The sequence below is a fragment of the Erwinia papayae genome (assembly GCF_058241465.1).
Genome location: NZ_JBZCHT010000009.1, coordinates 32,604 through 57,135, shown reverse-complemented (window position 1 = coordinate 57,135; position 24,532 = coordinate 32,604). Strand labels below are relative to the sequence as shown.

The following is a 24,532-nucleotide window of genomic DNA, read 5'->3' as shown; positions in this document are numbered from 1 at the left end:
AACATGATGGGTGATTTTTTAAACAGCACATCAAAGTTACAAAATCAGATGATTCTCAACGGCGCGCAATAGGTAATTGTTATATTGCGGAATAGATCTCGTTTTTCTGTAACCCGTTACATAGAATGTGCAGCGAAATATAACAGCCTTCAAATTTGGAGCAATCATGTCCCGCATTCTGCATTTTGCTTTGGCGCTGGTTGTCGTGACCCTGCTGGCCTTACTGGTCAGCAGCGATCGCAAAAACATTCGCGTACGTTTTATTATACAGCTTCTGGTTATTGAGGTTCTGCTTGCGTGGTTCTTCCTGAACTCGGAAGTCGGCCTTGGATTCGTAAAAGGTTTTGCGGGTCTGTTCGACAAGCTGTTGGCTTATGCCGCCCAGGGTACAAATTTCGTTTTTGGTAATATGAATGATAAAGGGTTGGCCTTCTTCTGGCTGAACGTCCTTTGCCCGATTGTGTTTATCTCCGCACTGATCGGCATTCTGCAACACTTCCGCATCCTGCCGGTGATTATCCGCGCGGTGGGTACCGTGCTGTCGAAGATCAATGGCATGGGCAAACTGGAATCTTTCAACGCAGTAAGCTCGCTGATTTTGGGACAGTCAGAAAACTTTATTGCTTATAAAGATATTCTGGGAAAAATGTCACAACGCCGCATGTACACCATGGCCGCAACGGCTATGTACACCGTTTCGATGTCAATCGTCGGCGCGTACATGACCATGATCCAGCCCAAATATGTTGTGGCAGCGCTTATCCTCAACATGTTCAGTACTTTTATCGTCCTTTCATTGATCAATCCATACCGCGTGGAACACGAAGAAGACCTGAAGCTGAGTAATTTGCATCAGGGGCAGAGTTTCTTCGAGATGCTGGGTGAATACATCCTTGCAGGTTTCAAAGTGGCGGTCATCGTCGCCGCCATGCTGATTGGCTTTATTGCATTGATTTCAGGGATCAACGCCCTGTTTGATGCGATTTTCGGTATCAGCTTCCAGGGCGTGCTGGGTTACGTGTTCTATCCTTTTGCCTGGATGATGGGTGTACCGGCAGCGGAATCATTGCAGGTTGGCAGCATTATGGCGACCAAACTGGTATCAAACGAGTTTGTCGCCATGATGGATTTACAGAAGCTGGCTGGTCACCTCTCCCCTCGCGGCGAAGGTATCCTGTCCGTTTTCCTGGTGTCGTTTGCCAACTTCTCTTCAATCGGAATTGTCGCTGGCGCAATTAAAGGCCTGAATGAAGAGCAGGGTAATGTGGTATCGCGCTTTGGTCTGAAACTGTTGTACGGCTCCACACTGGTCAGTGTGTTATCGGCATCCATCGCAGGTCTTGTACTGTAAGCCATTGCAGAAAGACAAAGGCGGCCCGGCTAATCAGGCCGCCTTTTTTATTGCACTTTCCGTCTTGCATCATTTCTCTGATAATGGCTACAGGATGGCTGTCACCGATGGGTAAGTGACGATGGCGGGCAGTGAGATATAAAGCGGAAATCTGAACAGAGCTGATTGCTTAACGTATTATTTTGAATACAAAAAAACCCTGCCAGGCAGGGTTCTTTTTAAATCTGGTGGAGATAAGCGGGATCGAACCGCTGACCTCTTGCATGCCATGCAAGCGCTCTCCCAGCTGAGCTATACCCCCAAACTGATAAACCATGTCATCCTGACGGCGGGCATAATATGAAACAGGGCCGGTGGTGTCAACGGCAAATTATCATTCCAGGATCAATCGCTGAAAAAGACGTCAACACATTAAAAAAACCCGCTTTTTAAAATGCCTGCTGCAGTATGAATGTCTACAGCAACACGAATCCGCTGCAAAATGTAGCCCCCCAACCTGCAATCATTCTTTCTGTGCGGGCACGTTCTGGCTGAGGTAGAAATAATGTAAACAGGCGGTTATTTATATCTTTTTCGATGCTTGTTTTTGTTAATTCCTCATACAAAACTGCCCACATTTTAACATACCCTGACCCTTCCCAGGCTGGACGTGCGCTTTCTCAGCGCAACAGTTTCGTTCTTTTTCTTTTTAACACCGACTACACATTGTTCAGAGCGACTATGTCCCTCAATCAACCTGAAGAGATAGCGGCAGTCGTCATCCATTCTGGCGTAGCCAAAAGTCATTTATTTATTTCTTCCATACTGATCCTCGGTTTTCTGGCGAGTGCATTTATTGCCACCGGATTTCTGTTAGATATCCATGTAATTAATCAGCTGCCTGCCGACTGGGACTGATTTAGCAGTCTGTCAGGCGCGGTGGTGTTTCCGGTAGGTATTATCCCCACCATACTGGCCGGAGGAGAGCTCTTGATCGGCAATATGATGGTAATGCCGGTGGCCTGGTTTGCCTGTCAGATCGGTGTCTTAAGTGTGCCTGGTAACTGGTTTTGGGTCACCCTTGCCAACTTCATCGGTAGTGTGGCGGTAGCGTGGTTTTTTTTGCCATCTGCTGGGTATAACGGAAGGTGACTATCTTAAGAAGAGTGCCGCTATCGCTAATGCCAAAATACATGCGGATTTTATCCACGCATTTATTTCCGGTATCGGCTGTAACTGGCTGGTTTGCCTGGCAACCTGGCTGGCTTTTGCCAGTAAATATGTGATGGGTAAAATTTTAGGAATGTGGTTCCCGGTTATGGCATTTGTCGCTATCGGTTTTCAGCACGTAGTCGCCAATATGTTCATTATCCCCGCAGCCATTTTCGCCGGACAACTGAGCTGGGCTGACTATTTCCCTAATTTTGTCGCGGTATTCCTGGGTAATACCGTTGGCGGCGCTGTTTTTGTTGGCCTGGTTTATTACATGGCCTGGCGACCACAAAAAAGCTCTGCATCTGCCACACGCTGAGAGTTGACTCCCCTGCTAATAAACAGAGGGAGTCCTGTTTTTTCCCCTGTCATTCTGATTAGTCCTTTCTGTTAGTTGTTCACACAACAATTTGCTGTAATATGTACCTGTTACAAATCAACGCAAAAAGGATATTGCATAGTGAAAAAGGAATGGTTGACGCCTGAAGAACTGGCGCAGGAAACGGGTTTCAGTCGGCAGACGATCAATAAATGGGTTAAGAAAGAGCAATGGACAACGGTGCCTAAACCCGGTGTTCAAGGTGGTAAAGCCCGGATGATCCACATTGATGAAAATGTCAGAAACTTTTTGAAGTCGACCCGACACGTTGCTGAGCCAACCGCCACCTACCGCGTAACCCAAAACTCTCTGCCCGCTCTGTTGATGACCTCGATTCAACAAATGAACACGGAAGAGCAGGAACAACTTTACTCATTGCTGTTACGTGAAGGTATTCAGGGCATGCTGCTTCGACTGGATATAAGCCAGTCTGAAAAGTAGAAATGAACTGAAACAGATTGATCGGGCGGCAATGCCGAAATGAGAAAATCCGGAAATGTAGCATTTCCGGATTTTTTATATGCGTATGACGGAAATAATGCGCAAAGCAAAAAAAAGCCAGTCAGCTTTAACCGACTGGCATCAGCCCCTGAGAGCACTTTATTACTTTTGCCCGAATTAAGCCTGCGCTTCACGCTCCGCAATGAAAGCCAGTGCTTTTTCAATACGGGCAATGGCGCGGGACTGGCCTATTGCCTGTACCGTGACGTCCAGTGCCGGGGACTGACCGGCACCGGTCACTGCAACACGCAGCGGCATCCCCACTTTGCCCATGCCCACTTCCAACTGATCGGCCGCAGCCTGAATGGCCTGATGGACATTGTCAGCCGTCCATTCAGTAATGGCAGTCAGTTTATCCCGCACGACCTCCAGCGGCTGACGTGCTACCGGCCGCAGATGCTTTTTAGCAGCATCGGCATCAAACTCATTGAAATCTTCGTAAAAGTAACGGCAACTTCCGGCCATCTCTTTCAACGTTTTGCAACGCTCGCCCAGCAGTCTGACGAGTTGAGCCAGTTCAGGTCCGGTACGGGTGTCGATGTTTTCCTGTTCAATATGCCATTGCAAATGGGTGGCAACATATTCCGGGGCAAGGCTGTTGATGTAATGGTGGTTCAGCCACTGTAGCTTTTCCGTATTAAATGCGCTGGCAGATTTGCTCACCGCATCCAGATCGAATAGTTGCTTCATCTCTTCAGTGCTGAAAATTTCCTGGTCACCGTGGGACCAGCCCAGCCGTACCAGATAATTGAGCAGCGCTTCTGGCAGATAGCCGTCATCGCGATACTGCATCACGCCTACGGCACCGTGACGCTTGGACAGTTTTTTGCCGTCGTCGCCCAGGATCATCGAAACGTGAGCATATACAGGCACTTCAGCCCCAATCGCTTTCAGAATGTTGATCTGTCGTGGCGTGTTATTAATGTGATCTTCACCACGGATCACGTGGGTGATCTGCATATCCCAGTCATCAATCACCACGCAAAAATTATAGGTAGGCGCTCCGTCAGTGCGGCGAATAATCAGATCATCCAGTTCCTGATTGCTGAATTCAATTGGGCCACGGATCTGGTCGTCGAAAATAACCGAGCCTTCCTGTGGATTGCGAAAACGCACCACGCAGGGTTCATCATCCGCATGCGATTCGTGGCTGTCGAGGCAGCGACCGTCGTAACGAGGCTTTTCATTGTTAGCCATCTGCTCTTCACGCAGCGCGTCCAGACGCTCTTTTGAGCAGTAGCATTTGTAGGCCGTCCCCGCTTGCAACATCTCATCAATCACCGCGTTGTAGCGATCAAAGCGTTTAGTCTGATAGTACGGGCCCTCATCCCAGTCGAGGCTGAGCCAGTTCATGCCATCCATAATCGCGTCGATCGCCTGCTGGGTAGAGCGTTCCAGATCGGTATCTTCAATACGCAGCACAAACTCGCCGCCGTGATTGCGGGCAAACAGCCATGAGTAAAGTGCGGTGCGAGCGCCACCGACGTGCAGATAGCCGGTCGGGCTGGGTGCGAAGCGGGTTTTAATTTTCATTAACAGCTGCCTTAATTACGCTATCAGAATCGGCTGTCGCCGGAGGTTCTCATAAAGAACAACAAAAAGTGGGCCACATTCTATCACCTGAGGACGAATCCTCAACGGCATTACCCGGCTTCTGTCCAGTCTTTTCCGGAAAGAGTTCATGATGATGCGGTTTTTACATGAAAGCCCGGGCGTCTGTTTAATTTTAAGACGAACGCACTTTTTCGTTTTAAAAAGCGTTGACTCATTTCCCGCGATCCCTATAATGCGACTCCACACAGCGGGGGTGATTAGCTCAGTTGGTAGAGCATCTCCTTTACACGGAGGGGGTCGGCGGTTCGAGCCCGTCATCACCCACCATCTCAAATGAAATCTGTTATGAAGTCACGAAGTGGGTGATTAGCTCAGTTGGTAGAGCATCTCCTTTACACGGAGGGGGTCGGCGGTTCGAGCCCGTCATCACCCACCACTTCGGGTCGTTAGCTCAGTTGGTAGAGCAGTTGACTTTTAATCAATTGGTCGCAGGTTCGAATCCTGCACGACCCACCAGTGTAGAAAGGCACCCTAAAGGTGCCTTTTTGCTTTTATAAAATTGTTTTGCACTTTTTTTCCTGTTCCCGGTTATTAGCTCCCTCTGCATTTATAACCTGACCTTTACTTCTTCCTGTCAAAATTCTTACAATTTACTCATCAAGTCTGCTGCGACATATGCCGATAACCGATCTGGTCTATTACAAAGGAGAAGACGATGAGTACTATCAGTTCCAGCACCTCAATCGGTTCCGCAAGCACGGGCAGCAGTGGCTCAACGTCACAAATTGCCAGCCTGAACAAACAGATTGTTCAGCTACAGAACCAGTTAAAAAGTTTGGGTAACGACACCACCCTGACCGACGAGCAAAAGTCGGAGCAGGAGCAGATGATCGACAGCCAGATTCAAATGATTCAAGCACAGATAGCACAAATCGAGCAGCAACAGGCTCAGGCAGCACAGGAAAAGCAGGACATCAAGAAAGAGGCAGCAACCACCGCCACCACTAAGGCGGCCGATGGCGTTAATCGTCCAACGGCGACTAACTCGCTGGATGTGTATATCTAAAACGCTGGCATATTCTGGCGTTGTTGCGTCAGCAGCACAGCCTGCTGACGCACTTCCTGCCAGATAGCTTCAGCTGCCGGTGTCAGTGAGCGGTTCTTACGCCGTACTAACATAATCGTTCGGTTAATTTCCGGTACCATCCTTCTCACCAGTAGTGGTCTTCCCTGCGGTAAAGGTAGCGCCAGAGCAGGCAGAATACTGATACCAATCCCCGCTTCCACCATCGGATACAATGTCGCCGGATGCCCAATCTCCTGCACAATTTCCGCTTCGATCTGTTGTACTCGCAAAGCTTCGTCGATTAACACCCGGCTGCCAGAGGCATAATCCTGGAGGACCAACTGGCGTTGGTTGAGCATCTGCCAATGCACTGGATACTGTTCAGCCAGCGGATCATCCCGGCGGCACAGCAACAGAAAAGGCTCATCAAGAATGGCCTCACATGCAAAATCTTCAACCGGCAGCGGCCCGATAACGATGCCAAAATCAACTTCAGCATTACGGATGCTTTGCAACACCCACTGCTGGGGTCTATCGTGCAACATCACTTTTATCTCAGGGAAATGCAGTTGACTCGCTGCCAGGCATTGCGGCATCAGATGCGCAGAGATAGTCTGGCTGGCTGCAACGCGCACCGTGCCACTGCGCTGCTGCCCATAACTGCGCACATCCAGTAACGTTGTATTCAACTCTTCCAGCAGGCGTTCAAGACGGCTGGCCAGTTGTTTGCCTGCCTCAGTAAGGAGCACCTCACGTGTGGTGCGATCCAGAAGACGGATACCCATTTCCCCTTCCAGCTCTTTAATGCTGTGACTGACGGCTGACTGGCTAAGCCCAATCTGCTGTCCGGCCTGACTGAAGCTACCCTGCTGAGCGACAGCGACGAATACCCGAAGTTGACGGAGTGAGTAATTCATCTGTTTTTTTCATATATGAATTCAATAAATCAATTTTATTTCTAAACCCACTCGTCGCACAATAGCCGCATTGTTTAATTTAACCGGATATTAACAATGCGTCTTTTTCGTCTCGATCCTTTGATGGTGAAGCTTATCGTCACCGTGCTGCTGGCTTCTTTCCTGCCCGCGCGTGGTCATTTTGTCGATTTCTTTGAATGGCTCACCACTGCGGCTATCGCTCTGCTTTTTTTCATGCACGGAGCCAAACTGTCACGAGAGAAAATCATTGCCGGTGGCAGCCACTGGCGGCTACACCTGTGGGTGATGTTCAGTACATTTGTGCTGTTTCCGATGCTTGGTCTGCTGTTTGTATGGTGGCATCCGCTGCCGGTCAGCACAGAGATTTACACCGGTTTTCTCTACCTGTGTATTCTTCCTGCCACCGTACAGTCCGCTATCGCCCTGACCTCTCTTGCTGGTGGCAACGTAGCCGCTGCGGTATGCAGCGCCTCAGCATCCAGCCTGCTTGGCGTGTTCATCTCCCCTTTACTGGTTGGTCTGGTAATGAACGTGCATAACGATGCAGCCGGCGGCAACCTGGAGCAAATTGGCAAAATTATGCTGCAATTATTGCTGCCATTCGTACTGGGACACATCTCGCGCCGATGGATCGCCAACTGGGTGGAGAAGCATCGTGGTTTAATCGGTAAAACGGATCAGGCTTCAATCCTGCTGGTGGTTTACTCCGCCTTTAGCGAGGCGGTGGTCAATGGTATCTGGCATCGTGTGGGCGTCAGTACGCTGCTGTATATTCTCGCAGGCAGTCTGGGCCTGTTAGCCGTTGTATTAGTGATTAATCTGCTGGCGGCGCGCCTGTTCGGTTTCAATCGTCCTGATGAGATTACCATTCTGTTTTGTGGTTCAAAGAAAAGTCTGGCAAATGGCGTGCCCATGGCCAACATTCTGTTTCCTTCGGCGGCAGTTGGCATCATCGTGTTACCACTGATGATCTTCCATCAGGTGCAGTTGATGGTTTGCTCGATGCTGGCACAGCGCTATAAAAAGGCCGGAGAAAAACTGGCCGAGAAGCAGCAGGAGAAGAACAACGCCCCGGTTGAAACCCCGCGACAGGTGAAGCAGACGGACTAAAGTTCCGCCTTTAAACTGGTGTAAAACACCACAGACAACCCCGTCGCTTGTAGCACTGACTTGTCATTGCCACTTTGAGTGAGGTTTACACCCTCGCTTTCAGTGGCGTAATCAGCCCTTCAAGTCCTTCGGTTTTGATCGCCAGCGTCAGTTGCATCAGCTCCCCAAGGTGCCCGGCAGGGAATTCGCCCTTTCGGGCAAACCACAGCAGATAGGGCTCCGGCAGATCGATCAACATTCTGCCTTTATATTTACCAAACGGCATGGCGGTGTTCGCTATTTCCTTCAGATGCTCTTTTTCCATGTTAATCACCTAATAGTCGGATCATCTCTGCTTCATCGATCACTTCAATTCCCAGTTCCTGGGCCTTAGCCAGTTTCGATCCTGCGGCTTCTCCGGCAATAACCAGGCTGGTTTTCTTTGACACGCTACCGCTGACTTTCGCTCCCAGCGCGGTAAGACGATCTTTCGCCTCATCACGTGACAGTACCGATAAGGATCCAGTCAGCACAACCGTCTTACCGGCAAAAGGACTGTCGATTTCCTCAGCCTTCACCACGGTAACCGCAGGCCAGGTGATACCGGCGTCCTCAATCAACTGACGTATCACCTCACGATTACTCTCTTCGTCCATAAAATTACGCACATGGGCAGCGACTACCGTACCGACATCCTGAACGGCAATTAACGCCTCTTCATCCGCAGCTAAAATCTTCTCCATTGAGCCGAAATGTGCCGCAAGATTACCTGCCGTAGCCTCACCAACTTCGCTTATCCCCAGCGCATACAGAAAGCGCGCCAGCGTGGTGTGCTTTGCTTTTTCCAGTGCATTAACCACATTCTGTGCCGATTTAACGCCCATTCGGTCAAGGCCGGTCAGCTTGCCGGGGCTGAGAGTGAACAGGTCCGCCGGCGTTTTGACGTATTCTTTATCCACCAACTGGTCGATGATCTTGTCACCCAGGCCATCCACATCCATCGCACGACGTGAGACAAAATGTTTTAACGCCCCCTTACGCTGTGCGCCACAAATCAATCCACCAGTGCAGCGCGCCACCACCTCGCCCTCCACGCGTTCGACGTCTGAACCACAAACAGGACAGTGCGTTGGAAAAACCACTTCCCTTGCATCATCCGGACGTCCGGATTCAATAACACCCACCACCTGTGGAATAACATCACCGGCTCGCCGGATAATTACCCGATCGCCAATGCGTAGCCCCAGCCGATCAATTTCATCAGCGTTGTGCAGCGTGGCGTTACTGACCATGACGCCGGCCACCTGCACCGGCTCCAGACGAGCCACCGGCGTAATTGCTCCGGTACGTCCAACCTGAAACTCCACATCACGTACGGTAGTGATCTGTTCCTGGGCCGGAAACTTGAAGGCCACAGCCCAGCGAGGAGCACGAGCGACAAATCCCAGCTGTTCCTGTTGTGCCAGAGAATCAACCTTAATGACCACCCCGTCGATATCAAACCCCAGCGCAGCGCGCTCTTCTTCGATTCTACGGTAAAACGCCAGTACCTCTGCGGGAGAGCGGCACAGGCAGATACGGTCACTGACCGGCAGTCCCCAATCTCGCAGTTGTTGCAGGCGTGCGAGGTGACTGCCCAGCATCTCGCCTCCTTCACGTAATCCCGTGCCATAGCACAGAAAGGTTAACGGACGACGTGCGGTAATACGGGGATCAAGTTGCCGCAGTGAACCGGCAGCAGCATTGCGGGGATTAGCAAAAACTTTACTGCCCGTTCGCCTTGCCTCTTCGTTAAGTTTTTCAAAACCGGCCTGGGGCATAAATACTTCACCGCGAACCTCAATTCTCTCCGGGATATTTTCACCCCTGAGCCGCAGAGGTATTGCAGCAATAGTACGAACATTCGCGGTGATGTTTTCGCCAGTAGTACCATCTCCACGGGTTGCCGCCCGGATCAACACCCCGTTTTCGTAAAGCAAACTGACAGCAAGACCATCCAGCTTCAGCTCACAACAGAAGATGATGTCATCGGTACTTTTCAGACGGTCCTGTACGCGCTTGTTAAAAGCAAGATAGCTTTCTTCATCGAAAGCATTATCAAGTGAAAGCATTGGTACTTCATGACGCACCTGCTCAAAGGCCGTGAGTGGTTCAGCACCCACGCGCTGAGTGGGAGAGTCTGGCGTAATCAGCTGTGGATTCGCCGCTTCCAGCTCCCGCAATTCGTTCATCAGGCGGTCATATTCAGCGTCCGGAACCACAGGCTCATCAAGGACATGATACTGATATTCGTAATGCCGCAGAGTGGTTTGCAGGGCGATAATTTTGTCTTGAACAGATTGCATAACGGCACCATAGCGATAAAAAACCCCCGACAAGCGGGGGTTCTGAAAATTGAGGATTAAAACGCCCTTGGAAGACTATCAGGCATTGGCCTCAGTCACTTCACGAATACGGCTTTTGTAAGTTTCCAGCTTCTGTGGGGTCATCATACGCCGCTCATCGTCAAGCACCACGCCGCCAACGTCGTCAGCGATGCGCTGAGCGGATTGCAACATCAGTTTAAAGTTCTGGTTTGCATCACCGTATGAAGGCACCATCATAAATATCGAGATGCCTGGGGTGGAAAAATCAGCCATTTCATCAGGATTGAATGAACCAGGCTTAACCATGTTTGCCAGACTGAACAAAACAGGGCCACTGCCAGCGGGATTCAGATGGCGGTGAAAAATGTTCATTTCGCCAAACTGAAAACCTGCCTGAAGGATACCCTGAAGCAGAGACTCGCCGTTCAACACACCACCAACATGCGCACCAACATGAAGGACCAGTACGGTCTCTTTCAGACGTTCCTGCGGAGGTCTGGTTACAGCAGGCACTGCTTTTGACTGCTGCGGCTCGGGAAGCGGATCAGGTTTCGGCTGATGATGTGCCTCTGCCGGAGTCGGCCTGACAGGCTGAGCTGGTTTTGGGGCAACCGGCTCTGTAACCTGGCGTGGGGCAGGCTCAGGCGGTAATTCAGCGCCAAACAAAGGGTCAAGTTCAGGCTGCTGATCAACCACAGGCACATGAGGAGGAGTGGATTCCGGCGGCACACGCAACCTGGCTGGTGCAGGTCTTTCGGGTACTTGCTGATGTTCAGTCAACTCATGCTCATGCTCGTCTTCAGCACGCGCGCGAACAGGCCTGGCGCGAACATTTTCACCAGGCTCATCAATGTCGTCGAACGACTCTTCTCTTTCCTGCTTTAAGCGTTTGTGCGGACGATCACGAAAAACCGATGAGCGCTCTTTACTGCTGGTCCACAGGCCATGAACCAGAAGCGCTATTATAGCGATCGCGCCAACAACAATTAATATCAGACGCAAATCCTGCACCATTGTACTCTCTGTCTTCCAATACCTTGCCAACACGGCAAACTTTATCCTCTAAATGTATTTGCCCTGGTGCACAAGTGCAAGTCCGTGCAGTATTTTCTGACAAATAAGCGTGAGTCGACACATTTTTTTGCTGTTTTTTTGTCCAAAAACCACCCTTCCGGTATTAACACTCTGTATGTGGTAGCATCGCCTGGCCAATAAATAAGGAAAGCAGCCGATGACCACTCACTCAACAGCAACCAACGCTAATGGTATCCACTATTTTTTTCAGGGTTGGAAGCTGATAACACTGCCGGGGATTCGCCGCTTCGTTATCGTTCCTCTGATAGTGAATGTTTTGCTAATGGGAGGAGCCTTTATCTGGTTGTTCCAACAGCTGGGGCACTGGCTGCCAGCCCTGATGTCTTCGGTTCCCGGTTGGTTACAGTGGTTAAGCTATTTGCTCTGGCCACTGGCGGTTATCTCAATTCTGCTGGTTTTCAGCTACTTTTTCTCGACGGTGGCAAACTGGATAGCCGCACCGTTTTGCGGTTTGCTGGCTGAACAACTGGAAGGCAGGCTGACGGGAAAACCTTTACCAGACATTGGCTGGATGGAGATATTGAAAGACATCCCTCGCATCATGAAACGCGAATTGCAAAAGCTGGCATGGTATTTGCCAAGAGCTGCCGTACTTTTACTGCTCTATTTTATTCCGGGATTTGGTCAGACAGTCGTACCGCTTCTGTGGTTTCTGTTCAGTGCCTGGATGCTCTCAATTCAATACTGTGACTACCCGTTCGATAATCACAAAGTCAGTTTCAGACAAATGCGCAGCGCTTTAAAGCAGCACAAAACTGACAATATGCAATTTGGTGCGCTGGTCAGTTTGTTTACCCTGATCCCGCTACTTAACCTGATTATCATGCCGGTGGCCGTCTGTGGCGCAACGGCGATGTGGGTTGATCGGTATCAGAGCCTGTCCAGCCGCAAACCCTGAGCCTTATGCCTTTTGATTACCCCTTATTGCTGCATTACATATATATATGCAATTTCTTTACTTCTCAGGAAATATGAACAGGGTATGCTCTCAAGGTTGCCAATATTTCATACAGTTAAGGATGGGCCATGAGTAAGATCTACGAAGACAACTCGTTAACAATCGGTCATACGCCGCTGGTTCGACTGAACCGCATTGGTAATGGTCGCATTCTGGCAAAAGTTGAATCCCGCAATCCAAGCTTCAGCATTAAATGTCGCATTGGGTCAAACATGATCTGGGATGCGGAAAAACGTGGCATTCTCAAACCCGGCGTTGAACTGGTCGAACCGACCAGCGGTAATACGGGCATAGCCCTGGCTTACGTTGCTGCCGCTCGCGGTTATAAGCTGACCCTGACCATGCCTGAAACCATGAGTGTCGAGCGCCGTAAGTTGCTGAAAGCGCTGGGCGCGAATCTGGTGCTAACCGAAGGGGAAAAAGGCATGAAGGGTGCCATCAGCAAAGCAGAAGAAATTGTTGCCGGCAACCCTGACAAATTTATCCTGTTGCAACAGTTCAGCAATCCTGCCAATCCTGAAATTCATGAAAAAACTACCGGCCCTGAAATCTGGGAAGATACCGACGGCAACCTTGATGTATTCATTGCCGGAGTGGGCACGGGCGGTACACTCACCGGCGTCAGCCGTTATATTAAAAATATCAAAGGTAAAAAAGATCTGTTGACCGTGGCCGTCGAGCCAACCGATTCACCGGTGATTACGCAGGCTCTGGCGGGCGAGGAGATTAAACCCGGCCCACATAAAATCCAGGGTATTGGTGCAGGCTTTATTCCGGGAAATCTTGATTTGAGCCTGGTTGATCGGGTGTTGACCATCACTAATGACGAGGCCATTTCAACCGCGCGTCGGCTGATGCAGGAAGAAGGCATCCTGGCAGGTATCTCTTCCGGTGCGGCTGTGGCAGCGGCACTGAAATTGCAGGAAGAAGCCGCATTTGCCGATAAAAACATCGTTGTCATCCTGCCCTCTTCCGGCGAGCGTTACCTGAGTACTGCTTTGTTTGCCGATCTTTTTACCGAGAAAGAGTTGCAGCAGTAATTTCCGAAATGCGAATTTTCTAAAAAAGCACCCATTCGGGTGCTTTTTTGTGGAGCAGGTCAAAGTTTTGCATCCCTGCCGATTGCTTTTACCCCTGGGTGTCTGGTATCAAAGCTTCCAATTATTTCGAACCACAAAATTAATCGCTCCATGAAATGGATCAAGCTGAATCGATTTACTGGTTTGGCGGAGCTGCGCAAATCGCGGCATAATAGGAAAGGAAAACGTTAGTCGGAAGGCATAAGTGCCCGTTCGCTTCCTCCTGACCTTTATCAGCGCATTTTTTGGCGCGTCATTGTACGCAGGCCAGCGCGACACATCCAGACTAAAGTACAGCCCACGGCCAGACTTTAGAACGACGACACAAAACCTAATTAAGTTGGGGAAACATAATGTTCCAGCAAGAAGTTACCATTACCGCACCTAACGGCCTCCACACTCGTCCCGCCGCTCAGTTCGTGAAAGAAGCGAAAGCTTTTGCTTCTGAAATCACCGTCACCTCAAATGGCAAATCCGCCAGCGCGAAAAGTCTGTTCAAGTTGCAGACGCTCGGCCTGACTCAGGGAACGGTTGTTACTCTGTCAGCTGAAGGCGAAGACGAGCAGAAAGCCGTTGAGCATCTGGTTAAACTGATGGCAGAACTCGAATAAGCCCTGGTTTTCCAGTGCGGGCTTAAGAAATTTTTGCAACCATTTCTGTCGCGGGCTATATGGTCCGCGCTGTTGCTTTCATCTAGTCCCCCTCGGTGCCAGTCGTGAGTAGCCAGCCTGTTGCAGCAGTGGTAACGGCGTTCTACCTACGTTTATGTGGCCGACAGATTCAGAACGACAGCCCTGGCAGTTGTCCGTTATTAAAAAGGTAGGATTATGATTTCAGGCATTTTAGCATCACCGGGTATAGCTTTCGGCAAAGCGCTTCTACTTAAAGAAGATGAGATCGTCATCAACCGAAAAAAAATCTCTGCCAATCAGGCCGGACAGGAAGTCCAGCGTTTTCTTGATGGTCGTAACAAAGCTGCCGCACAGTTGGAAGCGATCAAAATCAAAGCCGGAGAAACCTTCGGTGAAGAGAAAGAAGCCATCTTCGAAGGCCACATTATGTTGCTGGAAGATGAAGAGCTGGAGCAGGAGATCATTGCCCTGATCAAAGACGACCTTGCTTCTGCCGACGCGGCTGTTCACTCTGTAATTGAAGGTCAGGCTAAGGCCCTGGAAGAGCTTGACGATGAATATCTGAAAGAACGCGCAGCTGACGTGCGTGATATCGGTAAACGCCTGTTACAGAATATTCTGGGTCTGCATATTGTCGATCTCAGCGCCATCGCTGAAGAAGTTCTGCTGGTGGCTAAAGACCTTACACCTTCAGAAACCGCGCAGCTGAATCTGGATAAGGTGCTGGGTTTTATCACCGATTTAGGTGGGCGTACATCACACACCTCGATCATGGCGCGTTCTCTTGAACTGCCAGCCATTGTCGGCACCGGCAATGTTACCTCTGAGGTTAAAAATGGCGATTTTCTAATCCTCGACGGCGTAAATAACAATATTTATGTTAATCCGTCGCAGGAGAAAATCGACGAGCTGAAGGCAATCCACAATCAGTATGTGACCGAAAAAAACGATCTGGCCAAGCTCAAAGATCTGCCGGCTATTACGCTTGACGGTCATCAGGTTGAAGTCTGTGGCAACATCGGTACAGTACGTGACGTGGCAGGGGCTGAGCGAAATGGAGCTGAAGGTGTCGGCCTGTACCGAACTGAGTTCCTGTTTATGGATCGTGAGTCACTGCCGAGTGAGGAAGAACAGTTCCAGGCTTATAAAGCCGTCGCAGAGGCAATGGGACAGCAGGCGGTCATCGTGCGCACCATGGATATCGGTGGTGACAAAGATTTGCCGTATATGAATCTGCCAAAAGAAGATAACCCGTTCCTTGGCTGGCGTGCGATTCGTATTGCCATGGATCGCCCGGAGATTCTTCATGCCCAGTTACGCGCTATTCTGCGTGCTTCCGCGTTTGGCAAACTACGCATTATGTTCCCGATGGTCATCTCTGTTGAAGAAGTTCGCACGCTGAAAGCAGAGCTGGAAAAATTAAAAGCGCAGTTACGTGAAGAAGGTAAAGATTTCGATGAAAGCATCGAAGTTGGCATCATGGTGGAAACACCCGCCTCTGCTGCGATTGCTCATCACCTGGCGAAGGAAGTTGATTTCTTCAGCATTGGCACCAACGATTTGACCCAGTACACGCTGGCAGTTGATCGTGGCAACGATCTGATTTCTCATCTGTACAATCCAATGACCCCTTCAGTACTGACGCTTATCAAGCAAGTTATTGATGCATCTCATGCTGAAGGAAAATGGTCCGGGATGTGTGGTGAGCTCGCTGGCGATGAACGTGCTACACTACTTTTATTGGGAATGGGGCTGGATGAGTTCAGTATGAGTGCCATTTCTATTCCGCGCATCAAGAAAATCATCCGAAATACGAATTTCGAAGATGCAAAAGCGTTAGCAGGGCAGGCCATGGCTCAACCGACAGCGGACGAGTTGATGAACCTGGTCAACAAGTTCATTGAAGAAAAGACACTCTGCTGATACGTGGTGACGCTAGCCCAATATTACTGCTTAGGAGAAGATCATGGGTTTGTTTTCAAAACTTTTTGGCGATAAATCAGATAGCGCATCTGGAGCCATTGAGATCGTAGCGCCGCTGTCCGGTGAGATAGTAAATATTGAAGACGTACCGGACGTCGTTTTTGCGGAGAAAATTGTTGGCGACGGTATCGCTATCAAACCTGCTGGCAATAAAATGGTAGCGCCGGTTGATGGTACCATCGGAAAAATCTTCGAAACTAATCATGCTTTTTCCATTGAGTCTGACAACGGCATTGAGTTGTTTGTCCATTTCGGCATCGACACTGTCGAGCTGAAGGGCGAAGGTTTTAAACGCATTGCCGAAGAAGGCCAGAAAGTGAAAAAAGGTGACGTCGTCATCGAATTCGATCTGGCCTTGCTGGAAGAAAAAGCAAAATCAACGCTGACGCCGGTTGTCATCTCGAACATGGATGAGATTAAAGAACTGGTGAAACTGACAGGCAGCGTTGTCGTAGGCGAAACACCGGTTATTCGTATCAAAAAGTAATCCGACAGCGAACTCACACAAGCTTCCTGAACAAATCAGGGAGCTTTTTTTTGCTGCATACCAGGCACTTACCCTGCCAGTGCATCGCGCAGGCTTAATTTATCCGGGGCAATTTCACGCAGGTCCAGCTGCTGTTCCAAGCGGTCAAGATGTTCTGTCATCGCCTTCTGCGCCAGAACCTGGTCTCCCACCCTTAACGCCGCCACAATATCATCATGCTCGTCACACTGGCAGACCGAAAGATCATTGCGTTGGTAAAGGGCAACGATCAATGAGCTGCGTACCATCAGGTTGTTAAGAATTTCTTCCAGTACCTTATTGCCGCTTATTTTTGCCAGTAGCAGATGAAATTCACACAGTTCTCGCAACACCTCGCGACGGTCACCGCGGAAAACGGCCTCCTGCTCAATTTTTTGCCTGGCGTGCAATTCATCCGCAAATTCAGTGATTGCCTGAGGAGTGATACAGGAAATGATCGCACACTCAATAGCACGGCGGGCAATAAAAACCTCCCGAGCTTCACTGGCTTCTGGCCGGGTCACCATCGCACCACGATTAGGCTCAATGGTGACAATATGTTGCATTGCCATGCGCTGTAATGCAGTCTGAACGTGATTGCGATTAGCCCCCAGCACTTCCACTATCTGCGTCTCAATCAGGCGCATTCCCGGCTTCAGCCGGTGCTGAGCAATTGCCAGCGACAAAGCTTCGACAATACGCTGAACTTCCTGCTTCTTACTGGGAGCCGCTTTACTCATCCCTTACCTCATTAAGGTGAACACAAATGCTGAAAGGCAGAGATGATAGCATTCGGTCAGGTGCTTAAACCACCCAATGCGGCAGACGAAGCGTCAGTTCCAGCCCACCGTCCTTACCGTTAACGGCACTGACTTCACCCTGATGTGCCAGCAGAACTTTGCGTACTATTGATAATCCCAGACCGTAGCCTTTGCCCGATAAAGGTGAATTCACCCGGACGAAAGGATCAAAAATACTGGAGAGTTTATCGGCGTCCACACCCGGCCCCTGATCGCTGACGCTGATAGCCAGCCATTTTCCTGACGCAGGGTAATTTTCACCTGTTGACCGTGCAGTGAAAAACGCAGAGCGTTGCGCACCACATTTTCCACCGCCGAGCGAATCAGCTTCGCATCGCCTTTAACTGTATAATCACACTCCTGCTCGGCAACTAACAGAATCTCCACTCCGGGGATCTGAGCTTCATAACGCGCATCATTCGCGACCGCCTCAAGTAATCCCAGCAGATCAAAATATTGCTCATCAGGCAACGTCTCATGTTCGGCACGTGACAGTGTCAACAACTCGCCAATCATCTTATCCAGCCGACGGGCTTCATCATCAATACGGTCCAGCGACTGCGTCAGCATTTCGGGCGTCTGCCGGGCAAGGCCGGTTGCCAACTGTAAACGGGCAAGGGGTGAACGCAGCTCATGAGAGACGTCATGCAGCAATTCCTCACGTGCCTTAACCAGCACAGAAAGACGCTCAACCATGGCATCAAAATCCTGAGCCACCACCGACAATTCATCATAGCGGCGGCGCATTTTTGGAAATAAACGTACCGACAGATCGCCTTTTGCAACGCGATCAAAACCACCTCGTAGCTGACGCATCGGTCTGGTCAGATTCCAGGCAAGAAAAAGGCTGAACAGTAATCCCCCACCGCCACCGATAAAAAGAAAAGGTTCAGGAACATTCAGGAAACTGCGGCGTGGGCCACCCATATTGCTGTCTTCACGCAAAGCCTGCACGTCGTAACGCAATTGATATTGCTGACCATCCGCGCCGGTCACCCATTCGATAACTTCCTTCGGGAATTCGCCAGGACGTAAATTACGATCAAGATTGCTTCTGGGCTGCTCTTGTGGTGGCTTCGGCATTACCCGTACCGAGAAAAAACGCCTGTCGCTATTGGACCAGTCCGCCATCATGTCATTCAGCGCTTCCATCCCGCCTCGCTGCAACACTGAAACGGCTGAGGTCATTTGCAGATTAACGATACGCCGCGCCGCCAGATTTTCTGGTGGTTCATGGTGTTTGCCGTATACCTGAAAACCCAGCCATAACAGCTGACTCATCAGCAAAAACGTCAGCCAGAAGCCGAGCAGAATTTTCCAGAACAGAAAACCGGGGTAACCTGCTTTCATCTGATGCGATAACCTATACTACGCACCGTTTCAATGTTGACGGCATCGTTAGTGAGGGCCGACAGTTTCTGGCGGATATTGCTGATATGCACATCAACACTGCGATCGTAGGCTTCACGTGGACGCCCTAACCCCTTCTCAGAGAGTTCATCTTTTGAAACCACCCGATCGGGTGAGCGCAGAAGCAGATCCAGCAGATTAAACTCTGAAGCGGTCAGGTCAAAGGGCTGCTTCTGCCACTCACTGATGCGCGTCGCCGGGTTCATCGTCAGCTCTCCCCAACTGACCAGCTCTTTGCTCTGAATTTCGACCGGATGCTCATCAATACGGCGCAGAACCGCACGCAAACGCGCCACCAGTTCACGAGGATAACAGGGTTTAGGCACGTAGTCGTCTGCACCCATCTCCAGGACGATGACCCGGTCAATATTATCGCCCTTAGCCGTCAGCATGATGACCGGCAAACGGCAGTTCTGCCGTACCTGTCGTAGCACGTCAATACCACTCATATCAGGCAGCATAATATCCAGGATCATCGCACTGTATTCTCCCGACATCGCCCCCTCAATGCCCGCCTTACCGTTCAGCACCAGCGAGGCGTCGAATCCTTCGGCTATCAGATACTGACTGAGCATGGTTCCCAGCTCAAGATCGTCATCAACCAGTAAAATTTTCATACTTATTCTCTCAGGATAGTTGCCGCCATTTTCACCCGTTGTGGCAAGTTTCGCAGCACATTTTACCCAATCCTTACAGTGTATCAGTCAGCCTGTAAGGTGATAATTTCAAAAACAGGATAAAATAGCGAAGAGGGCAAAAAACGGACACACAGAAGGCATGAAAGAGGGTGAATTTTAACCTGGCTAACCGGAATAGCTGACTGAACAATTCCGGCTTTAATGTTACGAAAATTAATAAATTCCGGTCGAGATATAGCGATCCCCACGATCGCAGACAATAGCCACAATCACACTGCCGGGCTGTTCCCCGGCAATGCGTAAGGCACCTGCTACCGCGCCGCCGGAACTGACGCCCGAAAATATGCCTTCTCGCTGCGCCATTAAGCGCATGGTCTGCGTTGCTTCCGCCTGTGTGATATCCATAACCCTGTCAACCAACTCCGGACGATAGATTGCAGGCTGATAGGCGGCAGGCCAGCGGCGAATTCCCGGAATACTGCTTCCTTCTGCGGGTTGCAGACCAACAACGGTCACCCGGCCACTTTGTTCCTTGAGATATCGCCCTACTCCACTAATGGTGCCTGTGGTTCCCATGCTGGAGACAAAATGTGTCAGCCGCCCGGCTGACTGCTGCCAGATTTCCGGACCGGTACCACGATAGTGTGCCAGTGGGTTGTCCGGATTATTAAACTGATCCAGCACCTTTCCTTCCCCCCGGGATTGCATGGCGTTCGCCAGATCGCGTGCGCCTTCCATCCCCAGATCACGGCTGACCAGTAGCAGCTCCGCCCCGTAAGCTCGCATCGCCGCCTGGCGCTCAATGCTCATATTTTCCGGCATCAACAGCTTAATCCTGTACCCTTTTAACGCCGCGATCATTGCCAGCGCGATACCGGTGTTGCCACTGGTTGCCTCAATCAGCACGTCGCCAGGACGAATTTCACCCCGTTCTTCAGCCATCTGGATCATTGATAGCGCCGCACGATCCTTTACTGAGCCTGCGGGGTTATTACCTTCCAGCTTAAGCCAGATTTCGCTACCGTTAGCCGGGGTAAGCCGTTGCAATTTAATCAGCGGCGTATTGCCAATGGTCTGTTCCAGGGTATTCACAATGCAGATGTCCACGCAAAAGGCAGGATAAAAAAAGGCCAGGCAAGCCCGACCCTGTTCTGCCCGAAAATATCAGGCACTTTGTGCAAACGCAACCTGCCGCAAAGGTGTCTCTCCTTTGTAAAGTCGCGCCTGCTGTAAACCGGCAAACAGCCGTTCACCGCGAATCGGAGACGTCTGGTTACCCTCCATCACCAGCGTCACCGGCTGTTGGCTCCAGCCAACAGGCTGGACAAGCAGTTGCCAGTAGTGCCCACGCGGGCTGACCTCGAGTACCTGAACCGGGAGCGGCGTTTCAAGACTGCTCTGCCGGCTGACATCGATTTCCCATGGGCGCAGGAACAATTCCACTTCCCCCTGATGTGCCGAGGTATAACCGAGCGGCCAGTGATGTGCCCCCACATGGAACTGAGAACCGTGAACTTCGCCGTCAAAACGGTTGACTTCGCCGAGGAACTCAAGCACAAAGCGGGTGGCCGGATCGCGCCAGACTTCATCCGGCGTCCCCACCTGTTCAATATTCCCCTGACTCATCACCACCACACGATCGGCCACTTCCATAGCCTCTTCCTGATCGTGAGTAACAAAGACGCTGGTAAATTTCAGCTCTTCATGTAACTGCCGCAGCCAGCGACGCAACTCTTTACGTACCTGGGCATCCAGCGCGCCGAATGGCTCATCAAGCAGTAAAATCTGCGGCTCGACCGCCAGCGCCCTGGCCAGGGCCACACGCTGCTTCTGGCCACCAGATAGCTGTGCCGGAAATCGTCCCGCCAGGTGACCAAGCTGCACCATTTCCAACAGCTGGTTTACCTTTTCTTTGATCGCCGCAGAAGACGGACGCTGCCGACGGGGTAACACGGTCAGACCAAAGGCAATGTTATCGAATACCGTCATATGGCGGAACAGAGCGTAATGCTGAAACACAAAGCCGACGTGGCGGTCGCGGGCATGCAGATCACTGACATCGTCACCATGAAAGCTGAGGCGGCCACTGTTCTGATTCTCAAGACCGGCAATAATCCTCAGCAGCGTGGTTTTGCCCGAACCGGATGGCCCCAGCAGCGCCACCATCTGACCAGAGGGGATATCCAGTGAAATATCCTTAAGCACGCGAGTGGCACCAAACGATTTGTTAATGTTAGTAATTTCAATGCTCATGATTCCCCCTCCTGATGCTGGCGACTATTCTGACGTTCCAGACGCCATTGCAATGCACTTTTCAGAAACAGAGTGACAATAGCCATCAGGGTTAACAGACCCGCCGCGGTAAATGCGCCTACGGTATTATAATCCTGATGAAGTAATTCAACCTGTAATGGCAGCGTATAGGTTTCGCCGCGGATCGATCCGGACACCACCGATACCGCACCAAACTCACCAATTGCCCGGGCATTGGTCAGCACCAGCCCATAAAGCATGGCCCAGCGAATATTCGGCAGCGTCACCCGCCAGAACATTTTCCAACCGGAAGCCCCTAATAACACTGCCGCTTCGTCTTCGTGGCTACCCTGGCTAAGCATCACCGGGACCAGTTCGCGAACCACAAACGGGCAGGTAACAAAAATGGTGACCATTGCCATGCCTGGCCATGAGAACATCAGCTGAATGTTATGCGCATCCAGCCAGCCACCGGCCGGACCATTGACGCCCCAGAACAACAAATACATCAGCCCGGCCACCACAGGCGACACGGCGAAAGGAATATCGAATAGTGTCAGCAGTAACTGTCGTCCGGGAAAGCTGAACCTTGTCACCAGCCACGCCAGCAGCGTACCAAACACCAGATTCACCGGCACGGTGATCAGCGCCATCAGCACGGTTAACCAGATTGAGTGCAGCATATCGCCATCTTTCAGATTGCTGAACATCGCGACCATGCCCTGCTCAAAAGCACTGGCGAAGATAGCGATAAGCGGCACCACCAACAGGCCAACAGAAAAGATCATCCCCAGCGCGATAAGCAGCCACTTGCTCCAGCTGCTACGGCTTCGTGCCGATGGTTTGAGTTCAGTAATATCAGCCATTAGTGACCTCCGAGACGTCGGCCAAAACGGCTTTGCAGGATATTGATTGCAAACAACAGCAACAGCGATGCGGCAAGGATCACCGACGCGATAGCGCTGGCAGCCGGATAGTCAAACTCCTGAAGTCGGACAAAAATCATCAGCGAAGCTACTTCTGTTTTCCAGGCGATATTGCCGGCGATAAAAATTACCGCGCCGAATTCACCAATACTGCGGGTAAATGAAAGCGCCGTTCCCGCCAGGAGCGCCGGGGCCACTTCGGGCAGTACCACACGACGAAAACTCTGAAACGGGCTGGCGCCAAGGGTTTCAGCCGCTTCTTCATATTCAGGACCCAGCTCTTCCAGTACCGGTTGCACCGTGCGGACCACAAACGGGATGCTGGTGAAGGCCATCGCCACGGCAATACCCAGCCAGGTGTAAGAGACTTTAATGTCGAACTGCGCCAGCCACTGTCCATACCAGCCATTGACCGAAAACAACCCCGCCAGCGTCAAACCGGCAACCGCCGTCGGCAGAGCAAAAGGAAGATCCATCAGCCCATCCAGCAGTGCCCGGCCAGGAAAACGGTAACGGGTAAGGATCCACGCCATCAGCATGCCAAAAAAAGCATTAAAAACAGATGCCACAGCCGCCGACAGCAGAGTGACTTTGTATGCCGCGACCATCTGCGGATTGGTTACCACCTCCCAGTACTGTGCCAGCGTCATGTGCGAGAGCTGCATTAACAGTGCACTGATCGGCAGAAGCAGGATCAGACAGGTGAAAAACAGGCTGCTGCCCAGACTGATACCAAAACCTGGCAATACGCGCTTATTTTTGCTGGCAAACATTACTGATGTCCCGCTGCTAACAACTTATCCAGTTCACCACCGTTAGCGAACTGCGTTTTCATTACCTGCTGCCAGTCACCGAACATTTCCTCTACCTGAAACAATTTGACAGGAGGAAAACGATCGCCCTGCGCCGCCATCAACTCATGGCTGTTCACCCGATAGTAAAAGTCGGTAATAATCTTTTGCGCAGTCGGGCTGTAGAGGTAGTCCAGATAGGCTCTGGCCACTTTCTCGGTATGATTTGCCGCAACGTTTTTATCAATCCACGTCACCGGAAACTCAGCCAGAATATTGTTCTCAGGCACCACCACCTCGTAACCCTCTGCGGCGTATTGATGACGAATATTGTTTACTTCCGATTCAAAACTAATCAGCACGTCGCCCTGACCACGCTCAACAAAGGTGGTGGTGGCTCCACGCCCGCCGGTATCGAAGACCTCGACATTTTTTAACAGCCGCGTCATAAACTGCGCCGTTTTAGCACTGTCGTTACCGTCAGCCAGCTTTGCTGCACCCATTGCGGCCAGGTAAGTATAGCGACCATTACCGGAGGTTTTAGGATTTGGAAAGACAAGCTTAACGTCACTTCGGGTCAGATCCTGCCAGCTGTGAATGTTTTTAGGATTTCCCTTGCGCACCAGGAAAGCCATCGTCGAATAAAATGGCGAACTGTTGTCTGGCAGACGTTTCTGCCAGTCGGCCGGGATCAGATTGCCGCGATCGTGAAGGATCTGTACATCCGTCACCTGATTGTAGGTCACCACATCCGCCTTAAGACCCTGCAAAATAGCCAGCGCCTGTTTTGACGAACCGGCATGTGACTGGCGGATTGTCAGCCTGTCGCCATTATTTTCTGTTGCCCACTGCTGCTCAAAAGGCTTATTAAGCGCGACAAACAGTTCACGGGAGACATCATAAGAACTGTTCAGCAGTTCTGTTGCCTGCACGGTACCGGCCAGCAACAGGGTAACAGCGGCACCACCAAGAAATTTTTGCAATATCGCTAACGTCATTTTCTACCCTGTATTCAGTCCGGAACCTG

At 50.9% G+C, this 24,532-nt stretch carries 20 protein-coding genes, 4 tRNA genes and 3 pseudogenes; 13 read left to right on the top strand and 14 right to left on the bottom strand.

Annotated elements, in window-relative coordinates; translation table 11 throughout:
- The first annotated feature begins 166 nt into the window (after positions 1-166).
- On the top strand, positions 167-1,351 hold the full coding sequence (locus tag AC3RPL_RS04945) for a NupC/NupG family nucleoside CNT transporter (protein ID WP_490739168.1): 1,185 nt from the start codon (positions 167-169) through the stop codon (positions 1,349-1,351).
- A gap of 225 nt (positions 1,352-1,576) precedes the next feature.
- Here AC3RPL_RS04945 and AC3RPL_RS04940 read toward each other — a convergent pair.
- Positions 1,577-1,652: transfer RNA gene (locus AC3RPL_RS04940), tRNA-Ala, on the bottom strand.
- A 419-nt stretch (positions 1,653-2,071) separates the two neighbouring features.
- On the opposite strand from AC3RPL_RS04940, the pseudogene AC3RPL_RS04935 reads away from it, so the two are divergent.
- A pseudogene (locus AC3RPL_RS04935) lies at positions 2,072-2,861 on the top strand (formate/nitrite transporter family protein).
- 141 nt (positions 2,862-3,002) lie between these two features.
- Positions 3,003-3,362 carry a YfeC-like transcriptional regulator gene (locus AC3RPL_RS04930; RefSeq protein WP_034938239.1) on the top strand — a complete coding sequence of 120 codons (360 nt, stop codon included), beginning with the start codon at positions 3,003-3,005 and terminating at the stop codon, positions 3,360-3,362.
- A 177-nt stretch (positions 3,363-3,539) separates the two neighbouring features.
- Here the strand turns inward: AC3RPL_RS04930 and gltX are convergent, their stop codons facing one another.
- Positions 3,540-4,955: a glutamate--tRNA ligase gene (gene gltX / locus AC3RPL_RS04925; RefSeq protein WP_490739167.1), complete on the bottom strand. Its 1,416-nt coding sequence runs from the start codon at positions 4,953-4,955 to the stop codon at positions 3,540-3,542.
- Between the two features lie 272 nt (positions 4,956-5,227).
- Between gltX and AC3RPL_RS04920 the strand changes: the two genes are divergently transcribed.
- From AC3RPL_RS04920 to AC3RPL_RS04905, 4 genes are all read left to right on the top strand, one after another.
- Positions 5,228-5,303 (top strand) — tRNA-Val (locus tag AC3RPL_RS04920).
- A 33-nt stretch (positions 5,304-5,336) separates the two neighbouring features.
- A tRNA-Val gene (locus AC3RPL_RS04915) sits at positions 5,337-5,412 on the top strand.
- 4 nt (positions 5,413-5,416) lie between these two features.
- Positions 5,417-5,492 (top strand) — tRNA-Lys (locus AC3RPL_RS04910).
- A gap of 199 nt (positions 5,493-5,691) precedes the next feature.
- On the top strand, positions 5,692-6,042 hold the full coding sequence (locus tag AC3RPL_RS04905) for a FlxA-like family protein (RefSeq protein WP_034938245.1): 351 nt from the start codon (positions 5,692-5,694) through the stop codon (positions 6,040-6,042).
- Here AC3RPL_RS04905 and AC3RPL_RS04900 read toward each other — a convergent pair.
- Complete coding sequence (locus AC3RPL_RS04900; RefSeq protein WP_490739166.1) at positions 6,039-6,959, bottom strand: LysR family transcriptional regulator; 921 nt, start codon at positions 6,957-6,959, stop codon at positions 6,039-6,041. The two genes, AC3RPL_RS04905 and AC3RPL_RS04900, sit on opposite strands and share 4 nt — an antisense overlap.
- A gap of 96 nt (positions 6,960-7,055) precedes the next feature.
- Here AC3RPL_RS04900 and AC3RPL_RS04895 point away from each other — a divergent pair, with 96 nt between their 5' ends.
- Positions 7,056-8,090 carry a bile acid:sodium symporter family protein gene (locus AC3RPL_RS04895; protein WP_490739165.1) on the top strand — a complete coding sequence of 345 codons (1,035 nt, stop codon included), beginning with the start codon at positions 7,056-7,058 and terminating at the stop codon, positions 8,088-8,090.
- An 85-nt stretch (positions 8,091-8,175) separates the two neighbouring features.
- On the opposite strand, the gene AC3RPL_RS04890 is transcribed toward AC3RPL_RS04895, so the two are convergent.
- The 3 genes from AC3RPL_RS04890 to zipA form a co-directional block, all read right to left on the bottom strand.
- The gene (locus tag AC3RPL_RS04890) at positions 8,176-8,394 is read right to left on the bottom strand and encodes a DUF3820 family protein (RefSeq protein WP_490739164.1); all 219 of its coding nucleotides are present in this window, start codon (positions 8,392-8,394) and stop codon (positions 8,176-8,178) included.
- A 1-nt stretch (position 8,395) separates the two neighbouring features.
- On the bottom strand, positions 8,396-10,414 hold the full coding sequence (gene ligA / locus AC3RPL_RS04885) for an NAD-dependent DNA ligase LigA (protein ID WP_490739163.1): 2,019 nt from the start codon (positions 10,412-10,414) through the stop codon (positions 8,396-8,398).
- 78 nt (positions 10,415-10,492) lie between these two features.
- Positions 10,493-11,449, bottom strand: coding sequence for a cell division protein ZipA (zipA, locus tag AC3RPL_RS04880; protein ID WP_490739162.1), 957 nt, complete (start codon positions 11,447-11,449; stop codon positions 10,493-10,495).
- Between the two features lie 217 nt (positions 11,450-11,666).
- On the opposite strand from zipA, the gene cysZ reads away from it, so the two are divergent.
- The 5 genes from cysZ (at position 11,667) to crr (ending at position 16,669) form a co-directional block, all read left to right on the top strand.
- Positions 11,667-12,428: a sulfate transporter CysZ gene (gene cysZ / locus AC3RPL_RS04875; protein WP_490739161.1), complete on the top strand. Its 762-nt coding sequence runs from the start codon at positions 11,667-11,669 to the stop codon at positions 12,426-12,428.
- A 128-nt stretch (positions 12,429-12,556) separates the two neighbouring features.
- Entirely contained in the window at positions 12,557-13,528 is a 972-nt protein-coding gene (cysK, locus tag AC3RPL_RS04870; RefSeq protein WP_490739160.1) for a cysteine synthase A, read from the top strand.
- Between the two features lie 392 nt (positions 13,529-13,920).
- The gene (gene ptsH / locus AC3RPL_RS04865) at positions 13,921-14,178 is read left to right on the top strand and encodes a phosphocarrier protein Hpr (protein WP_034916267.1); all 258 of its coding nucleotides are present in this window, start codon (positions 13,921-13,923) and stop codon (positions 14,176-14,178) included.
- Between the two features lie 216 nt (positions 14,179-14,394).
- Positions 14,395-16,122 carry a phosphoenolpyruvate-protein phosphotransferase PtsI gene (gene ptsI / locus AC3RPL_RS04860; RefSeq protein ID WP_490739159.1) on the top strand — a complete coding sequence of 576 codons (1,728 nt, stop codon included), beginning with the start codon at positions 14,395-14,397 and terminating at the stop codon, positions 16,120-16,122.
- A 43-nt stretch (positions 16,123-16,165) separates the two neighbouring features.
- On the top strand, positions 16,166-16,669 hold the full coding sequence (gene crr / locus AC3RPL_RS04855; protein WP_034938258.1) for a PTS glucose transporter subunit IIA: 504 nt from the start codon (positions 16,166-16,168) through the stop codon (positions 16,667-16,669).
- 68 nt (positions 16,670-16,737) lie between these two features.
- On the opposite strand, the gene AC3RPL_RS04850 is transcribed toward crr, so the two are convergent.
- From AC3RPL_RS04850 to AC3RPL_RS04815, 8 genes and pseudogenes are all read right to left on the bottom strand, one after another.
- Positions 16,738-17,427: a GntR family transcriptional regulator gene (locus tag AC3RPL_RS04850; protein WP_490739158.1), complete on the bottom strand. Its 690-nt coding sequence runs from the start codon at positions 17,425-17,427 to the stop codon at positions 16,738-16,740.
- Positions 17,428-17,491: 64 nt separating this feature from the next.
- A pseudogene (locus AC3RPL_RS04845) lies at positions 17,492-18,837 on the bottom strand (ATP-binding protein).
- The gene (locus tag AC3RPL_RS04840; RefSeq protein WP_490739157.1) at positions 18,834-19,514 is read right to left on the bottom strand and encodes a response regulator transcription factor; all 681 of its coding nucleotides are present in this window, start codon (positions 19,512-19,514) and stop codon (positions 18,834-18,836) included. Before AC3RPL_RS04840 ends, AC3RPL_RS04845 begins: the two are co-directional and overlap by 4 nt.
- 234 nt (positions 19,515-19,748) lie before the next feature.
- On the bottom strand, positions 19,749-20,627 hold the full coding sequence (gene cysM, locus AC3RPL_RS04835; protein WP_490739156.1) for a cysteine synthase CysM: 879 nt from the start codon (positions 20,625-20,627) through the stop codon (positions 19,749-19,751).
- Between the two features lie 72 nt (positions 20,628-20,699).
- Positions 20,700-21,788, bottom strand: coding sequence for a sulfate/thiosulfate ABC transporter ATP-binding protein CysA (cysA, locus tag AC3RPL_RS04830; protein ID WP_490739155.1), 1,089 nt, complete (start codon positions 21,786-21,788; stop codon positions 20,700-20,702).
- Positions 21,778-22,654, bottom strand: a pseudogene (gene cysW, locus AC3RPL_RS04825) (sulfate/thiosulfate ABC transporter permease CysW). The gene cysA and the pseudogene cysW overlap by 11 nt, the downstream one beginning before the upstream one ends.
- Positions 22,654-23,487, bottom strand: coding sequence for a sulfate/thiosulfate ABC transporter permease CysT (cysT, locus tag AC3RPL_RS04820; RefSeq protein WP_490739154.1), 834 nt, complete (start codon positions 23,485-23,487; stop codon positions 22,654-22,656). The pseudogene cysW and the gene cysT overlap by 1 nt, the downstream one beginning before the upstream one ends.
- Positions 23,487-24,503, bottom strand: coding sequence for a sulfate ABC transporter substrate-binding protein (locus tag AC3RPL_RS04815; protein ID WP_490739153.1), 1,017 nt, complete (start codon positions 24,501-24,503; stop codon positions 23,487-23,489). Before AC3RPL_RS04815 ends, cysT begins: the two co-directional genes overlap by 1 nt.
- Positions 24,504-24,532: the final 29 nt, after the last annotated feature.

What these genes read in the sequence shown, in the direction of transcription:
- cysT (WP_490739154.1), bottom strand. Translation starts at nt 23,487, where the DNA reads ATGTTTGCCAGCAAAAATAAGCGCGTATTGCCAGGTTTTGGTATCAGT.
- ptsI (WP_490739159.1), top strand. Translation starts at nt 14,395, where the DNA reads ATGATTTCAGGCATTTTAGCATCACCGGGTATAGCTTTCGGCAAAGCG.
- AC3RPL_RS04895 (WP_490739165.1), top strand. Translation starts at nt 7,056, where the DNA reads ATGCGTCTTTTTCGTCTCGATCCTTTGATGGTGAAGCTTATCGTCACC.
- cysZ (WP_490739161.1), top strand. Translation starts at nt 11,667, where the DNA reads ATGACCACTCACTCAACAGCAACCAACGCTAATGGTATCCACTATTTT.
- cysA (WP_490739155.1), bottom strand. Translation starts at nt 21,788, where the DNA reads ATGAGCATTGAAATTACTAACATTAACAAATCGTTTGGTGCCACTCGC.
- ptsH (WP_034916267.1), top strand. Translation starts at nt 13,921, where the DNA reads ATGTTCCAGCAAGAAGTTACCATTACCGCACCTAACGGCCTCCACACT.
- crr (WP_034938258.1), top strand. Translation starts at nt 16,166, where the DNA reads ATGGGTTTGTTTTCAAAACTTTTTGGCGATAAATCAGATAGCGCATCT.
- ligA (WP_490739163.1), bottom strand. Translation starts at nt 10,414, where the DNA reads ATGCAATCTGTTCAAGACAAAATTATCGCCCTGCAAACCACTCTGCGG.
- AC3RPL_RS04840 (WP_490739157.1), bottom strand. Translation starts at nt 19,514, where the DNA reads ATGAAAATTTTACTGGTTGATGACGATCTTGAGCTGGGAACCATGCTC.
- AC3RPL_RS04850 (WP_490739158.1), bottom strand. Translation starts at nt 17,427, where the DNA reads ATGAGTAAAGCGGCTCCCAGTAAGAAGCAGGAAGTTCAGCGTATTGTC.
- AC3RPL_RS04945 (WP_490739168.1), top strand. Translation starts at nt 167, where the DNA reads ATGTCCCGCATTCTGCATTTTGCTTTGGCGCTGGTTGTCGTGACCCTG.
- gltX (WP_490739167.1), bottom strand. Translation starts at nt 4,955, where the DNA reads ATGAAAATTAAAACCCGCTTCGCACCCAGCCCGACCGGCTATCTGCAC.
- AC3RPL_RS04890 (WP_490739164.1), bottom strand. Translation starts at nt 8,394, where the DNA reads ATGGAAAAAGAGCATCTGAAGGAAATAGCGAACACCGCCATGCCGTTT.
- zipA (WP_490739162.1), bottom strand. Translation starts at nt 11,449, where the DNA reads ATGGTGCAGGATTTGCGTCTGATATTAATTGTTGTTGGCGCGATCGCT.
- cysK (WP_490739160.1), top strand. Translation starts at nt 12,557, where the DNA reads ATGAGTAAGATCTACGAAGACAACTCGTTAACAATCGGTCATACGCCG.
- AC3RPL_RS04905 (WP_034938245.1), top strand. Translation starts at nt 5,692, where the DNA reads ATGAGTACTATCAGTTCCAGCACCTCAATCGGTTCCGCAAGCACGGGC.
- AC3RPL_RS04900 (WP_490739166.1), bottom strand. Translation starts at nt 6,959, where the DNA reads ATGAATTACTCACTCCGTCAACTTCGGGTATTCGTCGCTGTCGCTCAG.
- AC3RPL_RS04815 (WP_490739153.1), bottom strand. Translation starts at nt 24,503, where the DNA reads ATGACGTTAGCGATATTGCAAAAATTTCTTGGTGGTGCCGCTGTTACC.